7 protein-coding genes and 1 tRNA gene are annotated in these 8,251 nt (G+C 66.1%); 7 read left to right on the top strand and 1 reads right to left on the bottom strand.

What is annotated here, in order from left to right:
* Positions 1-205: 205 nt before the first annotated feature.
* Positions 206-874, bottom strand: coding sequence for a RadC family protein (radC, locus tag B2W70_RS15215; protein ID WP_058086473.1), 669 nt, complete (start codon positions 872-874; stop codon positions 206-208).
* 93 nt (positions 875-967) lie between these two features.
* On the opposite strand from radC, the gene B2W70_RS15210 reads away from it, so the two are divergent.
* The 7 genes from B2W70_RS15210 to edd all read left to right on the top strand — a co-directional run.
* Positions 968-1,429: an FKBP-type peptidyl-prolyl cis-trans isomerase gene (locus B2W70_RS15210; protein ID WP_286746935.1), complete on the top strand. Its 462-nt coding sequence runs from the start codon at positions 968-970 to the stop codon at positions 1,427-1,429.
* 18 nt (positions 1,430-1,447) lie between these two features.
* Positions 1,448-2,440, top strand: a complete 993-nt coding sequence (gene ispH / locus B2W70_RS15205; protein WP_286746933.1) for a 4-hydroxy-3-methylbut-2-enyl diphosphate reductase — start codon at positions 1,448-1,450, stop codon at positions 2,438-2,440.
* Positions 2,441-2,517: 77 nt separating this feature from the next.
* Complete coding sequence (gene serS, locus B2W70_RS15200) at positions 2,518-3,840, top strand: serine--tRNA ligase (protein WP_286746931.1); 1,323 nt, start codon at positions 2,518-2,520, stop codon at positions 3,838-3,840.
* Between the two features lie 115 nt (positions 3,841-3,955).
* Positions 3,956-4,046: transfer RNA gene (locus B2W70_RS15195), tRNA-Ser, on the top strand.
* Between the two features lie 360 nt (positions 4,047-4,406).
* Positions 4,407-5,978 carry an SGNH/GDSL hydrolase family protein gene (locus tag B2W70_RS15190; protein WP_286746929.1) on the top strand — a complete coding sequence of 524 codons (1,572 nt, stop codon included), beginning with the start codon at positions 4,407-4,409 and terminating at the stop codon, positions 5,976-5,978.
* 171 nt (positions 5,979-6,149) lie between these two features.
* Positions 6,150-6,590, top strand: a complete 441-nt coding sequence (locus B2W70_RS15185; RefSeq protein WP_286746928.1) for a hypothetical protein — start codon at positions 6,150-6,152, stop codon at positions 6,588-6,590.
* Positions 6,591-6,707: 117 nt separating this feature from the next.
* On the top strand, positions 6,708-8,251 hold a 1,544-nt coding region (gene edd / locus B2W70_RS15180; protein WP_286746926.1), incomplete at its 3' end, for a phosphogluconate dehydratase.

The following is an 8,251-nucleotide window of genomic DNA, read 5'->3' as shown; positions in this document are numbered from 1 at the left end:
CGAGCAGCCGCCTCTTTGGCGGCATTGCCCAGCGCACGCTTGAGGTCACCGAAGTCACGCAGCGTGGTGTGGGTAGAGGGCTTGGCGGTCGGCTTGGGGGAGCGGCTCACGGGCCGAAGACTACAACAAGTCCGAGGCGGATTGGCTGCACACGCGCCTGGGGGCGCTCCCAACCCTGATCCAGGCTTTTGTGTGCTTCAAGCGTTCACATGAGGCCCCGTTCGGCAAAGGACATGGCGCCCGTGCGTCCAACCACCACGTGGTCCAGCACCCGCACATCCACGAGCTGCAAGCTGGACTTGAGCGTCTGGGTCAGCAGCTCGTCGGCGCGCGACGGCTCCAGCACGCCCGAGGGGTGGTTGTGGCTGAGGATGACGCTGGCGGTGTTGAGCTCCAGGGCGCGCTTGACGACCTCCCGGGGGTAGACCGATGTTTGCGTCAAAGTGCCCCTGAACATTTCTTCGCAGGCGATCAGGCGCTGTTGGGCGTCGAGGAACAGCACCGCGAACACCTCGTGGGGCAGGGCGCCCAGGCGCATTTGGAGGTAGTCCTTGACCCGCTGCGGGGTGGTGAAGACGGGTTCTTCGCGCAGGCCTGCCGTCAGGCCGCGGCGCGCCAGTTCCATCACGGCCAGCAGTTCTGCCCTTTTGGCTGGCCCCAGGCCTTTGATGCCCTGCAGCTGGCGCCCCGACGAGGTCAGCAGGCCGCCCAGGCCGCCGAGCTGTTGCAGCAGGTTTTCGGCCATTTGCAGCACCCCTTGCCCCCGCAGGCCCGTGCGCAGCAGCAGGGCCAGGAGTTCGGCGTCGGCCAGCGAGGCGGGCCCCAGGGAGAGCAGCTTTTCGCGTGGCCTCATGGCGGCTGGCAGGTCTTTCATGGCGTGGGATCCCCGATGTGTCGTTCTCAAACCTAAAATTGTGGTTTTGCACCTCCGCGAACCCCATCCTCCTGAAGGGTGGGGCGTGACACCATGACCACACCCGCTCCCACCGTCGTCCCCGGCTCCTTCCTGACCCTGCACTACCGCCTGGCAGGCCCAGATGGCGACGACCTGGTCAACACCTTCACGGACAAGCCCGCCACGCTGTCGCTGGGCTCGGGTGAGCTCTCGCCCGCTCTGGAGGCTCGTTTGTTGGGTCTGGTCGAGGGCACCCGCACGACCTTGCAGCTCGAGCCCGGCGAGGCCTTCGGCCCCCGCAACCCCGAGATGATCCAGCGTGTGGCGCTCAAGCTGCTGCGCGAGCTGGGTGACCCGGACGAGACCTGGAGCGTGGGCGATGTGGTCCAGTTCCCCACGCCAGATGGCAGTGGCAACTTTGCCGGTGTCGTGCGCGAAGTGGACACCGCAGGCGAGTGGGCCTTGTTCGACTTCAACCACCCGCTTGCCGGCCAGCCTGTCACCTTCGAGGTGCAGCTGATCGGCGTGCTCTGAGTCCGAGGCTGCACCCGCATGAGCACCCCAGCCCCCCACCGTGTTGACGACGTCCTGCTGGCAGAGCCCCGCGGCTTCTGCGCTGGCGTCGACCGCGCCATCGAGATCGTCGAGCGTGCACTGACCCAGTTCGGCGCGCCCATCTACGTGCGCCACGAGATCGTGCACAACACCTATGTGGTCAACGACCTCAAGGCCAAAGGCGCCATCTTCATCGAAGACCTGGCCGAGGTGCCTGTGGGCGCCACCCTCATCTTCAGCGCCCACGGTGTCAGCCAGGAGGTGCGCCGCGAGGCCGATGCACGCGGCTTCAGCGTCTTCGATGCCACCTGCCCGTTGGTCACCAAGGTGCACGTCGAGGTGGCCAAGCTGCGCCGCGAGGGCTACGAGTTCATCATGATCGGCCACAAGGGCCACCCCGAGGTCGAAGGCACCATGGGCCAGCTGCACGATGGCATCTACCTCGTCGAAGACGAAGCCGACGTCGAGCGCGTGCAGGTCACCACCCCGGACATGCTCGCCGTGGTCACGCAGACCACGCTGTCGGTGGACGACGCGGCGGCCATCCTGGCGGCCATCAAGCGGCGCTTTCCCAAGGTGCGCGAACCCAAGCAACAAGACATTTGCTACGCCACCCAGAACCGCCAGGACGCCGTCAAGCTGATGGCGCCGCAGGTTGACGTGGTCGTGGTGGTGGGCAGCCCAACGAGCTCGAACAGCAATCGCCTGCGCGAACTCGCCGAGCGCCTGGGCACGCCGGCCTACATGGTTGATTGCCCCGGCGACCTGCAGGACGCCTGGTTCGAGGGCCGACCGCGCGTGGGCCTGACGGCCGGTGCCTCGGCGCCCGATGTGCTGGTTCAGCAGGTGATCGCCCGCCTCAAGGCCATGGGTGCGGTGTCCGTGCGCCGCATGCAGGGCGTGGAAGAGCATGTGCGCTTCCCGCTGCCCAAAGGCCTGGGCGGCACCGGCCTGGATCGGCCATTGCCGACAGAGCGATCCCAGGCCTGACCGAGCCCCAGAACACCGCCCTGACCCGGCTCACACCGCGTCACAACGAACCCACTCTCCGAGAACCGAGAACCAACATGCTCGACATCGCTCTGCTGCGCAAGGACCTCGACACCGTCCTGACCCGACTGACCCAGCGCAAGAACCCCCAGCCCTTCCTGGACGTGGAGCGCTTTCGCGCCCTCGAAGGCGAGCGCAAGACCATCCAGACCCGCACCGAAGACCTGCAGGCCCAGCGCAACAGCCTGTCCAAGCAGATCGGCATGCTCAAGGGCCGGGCCGCCAAGGGCGAAGACACGGCCGCCGAAGTGGACGCCGTGATGGCCCAGGTGGCCGGCATTGGCGATGAGCTCAAGGCCAGCGCCGATCGCCTGGAGATCATCCAGACCGAGCTGCAGGCCATGCTGCTGTCGGTGCCCAACCTGCCGCAAGAAGGCGTGCCGGCTGGCAGCGACGAGTCGGGCAACGTCGAGGTGCGCCGATGGGGCACGCCCGGCACCTATGCGTTCGACGTGAAGGACCACGTGGACCTGGGTGAAAAGCTCGGCCTGGACTTCGACACCGGCGCCAAGCTCTCGGGCTCGCGCTTCAACTTCATGAAGGGCCCCATCGCCCGACTGCATCGCGCGCTCGCGCAGTTCATGCTCGATGTGCAAACGCAGGAGCACGGCTACACCGAGTGCTACACGCCCTACCTGGTCAAGGCGCCGGCGCTGCAGGGCACGGGCCAGCTGCCCAAGTACGAGCAGGACCTGTTCCACGTCACCTCGGGCGATGCCGAAGACGCCGACAGCAAGTGGTACCTGATCCCCACCAGCGAGGTCACGCTGACCAACACCGTGGCCGACAGCATCGTGCCGCTGGAGCAGCTGCCCATCAAACTGACGGGCCACACACCGTGCTTCCGATCGGAGGCAGGCAGCGCCGGCCGCGACACGCGCGGCATGATCCGCCAGCACCAGTTCGACAAGGTCGAGATGGTTCAGATCACCACGCCAGAGCAGAGCAACGCCGCGCTCGAAGCCATGGTCGGCCACGCCGAAGCCATCCTGCAAAAGCTGGAGCTGCCCTACCGCGTGATGGCACTGTGCACCGGTGACATGGGCTTTGGCGCCGCCCGCACCTATGACCTGGAGGTGTGGTTGCCTGCGCAGAACACCTACCGCGAAATCAGCTCTTGCTCGAACTGCGAGGCCTTCCAGGCCCGCCGCATGCAGGCGCGCTTGCGCAACGCCGCAGGCAAGACCGAGTACGTGCACACGCTCAACGGCTCCGGCCTGGCCGTGGGCCGCGCGCTGGTGGCCGTGCTGGAGAACCACCAGCAGGCCGACGGCAGCATCAAGGTGCCCGTGGCACTGCGACCCTACCTGGGCGGCGCCGAGGTGCTGACAGCGGCCTGATGTGGTGAGCAGGCCGCAAGGAGCGGTCAAAAAGCTGCAAAAGGCCTGCTATACTGCCGAGCTTTCCAGGGCACGAGCCCTGGCGCCGAACAAGACCCCGGCGCGCCCCGTTTCAGGAGAGGTGGCAGAGTGGTCGAATGTACCTGACTCGAAATCAGGCGTACGTGAATAACGTACCGTGGGTTCGAATCCCACCCTCTCCGCCAATGCAAAACCCCAAGTGATTGATTCGCTTGGGGTTTTTTGCTTTCCAGGCGGGATGATTCCGGTGATCCTGTTGTCCAGGCCATCGAACTTACCCTTGCATCAGGGCAAGAGGGCCGGCACTAAGATTCGGCCACTGCCACGGTGCGACCGGCCAAACAGCGGCGTCAACCGTCCGGCAGCGACAACAATACATTCAAAAAACCAGGGAGTTGTCGCGCGCGCATTCAGGGCGCGAGGGGTTGCAGCCGTTCACGAAGTGAAGCCGAGCTGAGCGATCCCCGTGTCTGCCTTGCCCCCTTTGCTTGCCAACGAGGGGTGTGCGTTGGTGCGACCTCCATCCGCGTCATGGAGTCAAACAGATGCAGTCACCCACGTCCACGAAACCCTCCAGAATGGTTTCGATGATCGTCCTCATCGCCGCATGCCTGTCGGCCTGCGGAGGAGGGGGCGATGCCTCGCCTTCCAGTGATCCCTCCACAGATGTGCCGGTTCTCGGCGACACAGCGCGAGCGCAACTCAGGCTGCGCCGTCAAGACGCCAAGTCCGCAGCTTTGCGCGCACCAGCGAATCAGGCTTCAGCGTGGGCGCCGGCAACGGCTTACGACGCGTCCGATGTCGTCCGCTTGAGCGGTGGTCAGTTGATCATCGCCAGCACAGGTGGCACCTCGGGTGCGTCTGAGCCGAGCTTTTCTTCAACAGCAGCCATCGCTGACAACACCGTGACGTGGCAGACGCTCAATGAGTCGACGCAAGTGGCGGACGCGGCGACGCCGGCCGTGGTGGTGGCCGATGTGCCTGGCGTTTCATCGCTGCCTGTTCAGCGCAACTTCCTGTTGGATGCTGCGAGCTTCTCTCAGCCAACTGCGCCCAACGTCGAGGGGGTGGCAGGCAGCGGCGCCAACACTCGGACCAGGGCATGGGCGATTGCCGATGGCTCTGCCAACGACAACGGTTTTGGGGCGAACGGACGAACGGGGCGGTATCGCACGATCGAATTCGAAACCCAGGGAGATCTCATCGAGATCGGCTACTTCGCGACCACCGCAGGTTTCCCGCATGAGCGCATGCGCATCTGGGTCAACGATCACCCGGTCTCCGAGGCACCACTCGTGCCTGGCGCTGCTGGAGGTTCTCGTTTTTTCCGCTTGTCCGTCACCACGCCCGAGCGCACCCGTCGAGTCCGAATCGCTGCATTTGGCACCATGCTGTTGTCGTATGTGGCTGTTGACGCGGGCAACACCATCACGCCGCCAGCGCAACGCTCGCTGCTGATGGCCTTTGCCTCTGATTCTTTCTATGACACCGAGTCTCCTTCGCTCCTGTCTGCGCATCACGACTTGGGGGTGAAGGTCGCGCAGAAGACGGGCTTTCCGCATTGCGCATCGTGGAGCCTGGGTGGGACGTCTTATTCGTTGGATTCGTCCGGTCGAAAGGCGTTGCAGACCCTGCTCACGTTCAACAGCCTGTCATCGTTTCTGCCTGATGCGGTCGTCATCGGGCATGGGTCCAATGCCGCGAATTACGGCGTCATGCCAGCCAGTGAGTCGGCTGCGGCGCAAGCATCATGGCGTGCCATCCGCGCTCAGACGCAGGGTGCGCCGATCATCGTCATTGGCACCTGGTATCAACATCCCAACTTTGTCGCGCAACAAACTGCCATGCAGGCTGCGCTCAAGGCCGAGTTCCTGGCTTGGCGCGACACCAACTCGGTCTTCATCGATCCGCACGATGGCAGCATCACACTCGGAAATGGAACGGTTGTTCGCTCTTCTGGTGCAGCATGGCTCAACCCTTCGAACGTGTCGTGGGCGTTTCCGCCGACCGGCGGACCACATGATGGCTTTCACCCATCGCCCCCTGGCGTCCACCACGTCCTGGTGCCTGCGCTTGTGGACACGATCGATGCCGCGCTGATCGCCCTGGGCTATTGATTCAGTCTTGAGCGGCAGCCAACTCCTGTTTCACGGATTTCTGCTTCCCGCTCAGCCTTGACACCAAGCAAATCCATGGGCAACACGCGGTTGCCATCCGCCTCGCTCGGGAGTAGCCTGCCGCAGGTATCTCTCCCCCGGCAACCCCAGGCACGACACGAGGAGGCAGACATGAGCAACATCAGCAACAAGGGTTCCGCAGCCCGTTCCCGTTCGAAGGCCGCCAGCGGCAGCCCGACCGCCCCGGTCGATGCGACCCTCACCAACCTGCAGGCCGCCCCATGGGGCCAGGTGATGGGCGACGTCATGCAACTGTGGCTCGATCAGGTGGCGCAGGGGCAGCGAACCGGCTTGGCCCTGGTCGACAGCCAGATGCGACTGTGGCAGGACATGCAGGCCAATGCCACGCGCCTGTGGACCGGTGGCGAGTCGCAAGACCTGCACGTGATGCCCGATTCGGCGGGCCCCGTGCTGTGTCCGCCGCTCGACTTCACCCCCGCCGGCCTGACCCGCAGCACCCTGGGCACCTTGCAGGCCATCGGCGCGGCCTGGTCCACCGCCGTGCAGCACGAGTTGCAGGACCTGAACGAAACGTCTCGCGCCCGCTACTGACCTGACCGCTGTCTTGGCGCGCGGTCGCTGCACAGCGCCAATCCGGTGGCGCCGTGTGGCGGGGGGCGCCTGCTTTTTCGGCGACACTGGTCCGATCCCTGTCCCGATGATGTGCGCATGAGCGAGAACCTGTCCGATCCCAGCGCGCCGCCCCGGTCCGCGCCCCTGCACCCGGTGCTTGAGCGCGTCACCGAGCGCATCCGCGAGCGCAGCGCGCCCACCCGCCAGGCCTACCTCGGCATGCTGGCGGCCTCGCGCAAGCCAGGCCGCTACCGGCAAGGCATGGGCTGCGCCAACGCCGCGCACGCCTGGGCCGCCTTGCCCACGCCCGACAAGCTCACCCTGGCCCAAGAGCGCCAGCCACACCTGGGCATCGTCACCGCCTACAACGACATGCTCTCGGCTCACCAGCCTTACGAGCACTACCCGCCGCGCCTGCGCGAAGCCGCCCGCCTGGCCGGTGCCACCGCACAGGTCGCCGGTGGTGTGCCGGCCATGTGCGATGGCGTCACGCAGGGCGAAGACGGCATGGAGCTGTCGCTCTTCTCGCGCGACGTGATCGCCCTGTCCACGGCCGTGGCCCTGTCGCACAACGTGTTCGACGCGGCCTTGTGCCTGGGTGTGTGCGACAAGATCGTGCCGGGCCTGTTCATGGGCGCGCTGCAGTTCGGCCACCTGCCCATGGTGTTCTTGCCGGCCGGGCCGATGACCTCGGGACTGTCCAACGACGAAAAAGCCCAGGTGCGCCAGCGCTACGCGCAAGGCCTGGTCGGGCGCGCCGAGCTGCTGGCCTCCGAGCAGGCCGCCTACCACGGGCCGGGCACTTGCACCTTCTATGGCACGGCCAACTCCAACCAGATGCTCATGGAGATCATGGGTCTGCACCTGCCGGGCTCGTCCTTCGTCAACCCCGGCACGCCGCTGCGCGAGGCCCTGACCGACGCGGCCGTGCGCCAGGCCGTGCACCTGAGCCAGGTGGGCAGCGAGTCTGAGCCGGTCGGCATGGGCTGGCAGGTCGATGAGCGCGTCATCGTCAACGGCATCGTGGGCCTGCTGGCCACGGGGGGCTCGACCAACCACACGCTGCACCTGGTGGCCATGGCCCGCGCGGCGGGCATCGTCATCGACTGGGATGACTTCTCCGAGCTGTCGGCCGTGGTGCCGCTGCTGGCGCGCGTCTACCCCAACGGCAAAGCCGATGTGAACCACTTCCACGCTGCGGGCGGCATGGGCTTTCTGATCCGCGAGCTGCTGGGCGTCGGCCTGTTGCACGAAGGCGTGCAGACCATCACTGGGCAGGGCCTGCAGGCCTACACGCACGAGCCTCATCTGGTCGATGGCCAACTGGCCTGGCGGCCTGCGCCCGCCACCTCGGGCGACGAAGACGTGCTGCGCCCCGCCAGCCGACCTTTCAGCGCCGATGGCGGCTTGCGCCTGATGTCGGGCAACCTGGGCCGCGCGGTGGTCAAGGTCTCGGCCGTCAAGCCCGAGCACCGCGTGGTGCGCGCGCCGGCCGTGGTCGTGACCGACCAGAAGCAACTGGAGCTGCGCTTCAAGGCGGGTGAGCTCAACCGAGACTTCGTGGCCGTGGTGCGCGAGCAAGGCCCGCGCGCCAACGGCATGCCCGAGCTGCACAAGCTCACGCCGATGCTCGCCGTGTT

Origin of the sequence: Aquabacterium sp. UBA2148 (genome assembly GCF_002328915.1) — a bacterium.
GTDB classification, from domain to species: Bacteria; Pseudomonadota; Gammaproteobacteria; order Burkholderiales; family Burkholderiaceae_C; genus Aquabacterium; species Aquabacterium parvum.
This window is presented reverse-complemented; position numbering and strand designations above follow the sequence as displayed.

What these genes read in the sequence shown, in the direction of transcription:
- radC (WP_058086473.1), bottom strand. Translation starts at nt 874, where the DNA reads ATGAAAGACCTGCCAGCCGCCATGAGGCCACGCGAAAAGCTGCTCTCC.
- B2W70_RS15210 (WP_286746935.1), top strand. Translation starts at nt 968, where the DNA reads ATGACCACACCCGCTCCCACCGTCGTCCCCGGCTCCTTCCTGACCCTG.
- ispH (WP_286746933.1), top strand. Translation starts at nt 1,448, where the DNA reads ATGAGCACCCCAGCCCCCCACCGTGTTGACGACGTCCTGCTGGCAGAG.
- serS (WP_286746931.1), top strand. Translation starts at nt 2,518, where the DNA reads ATGCTCGACATCGCTCTGCTGCGCAAGGACCTCGACACCGTCCTGACC.
- B2W70_RS15190 (WP_286746929.1), top strand. Translation starts at nt 4,407, where the DNA reads ATGCAGTCACCCACGTCCACGAAACCCTCCAGAATGGTTTCGATGATC.
- B2W70_RS15185 (WP_286746928.1), top strand. Translation starts at nt 6,150, where the DNA reads ATGAGCAACATCAGCAACAAGGGTTCCGCAGCCCGTTCCCGTTCGAAG.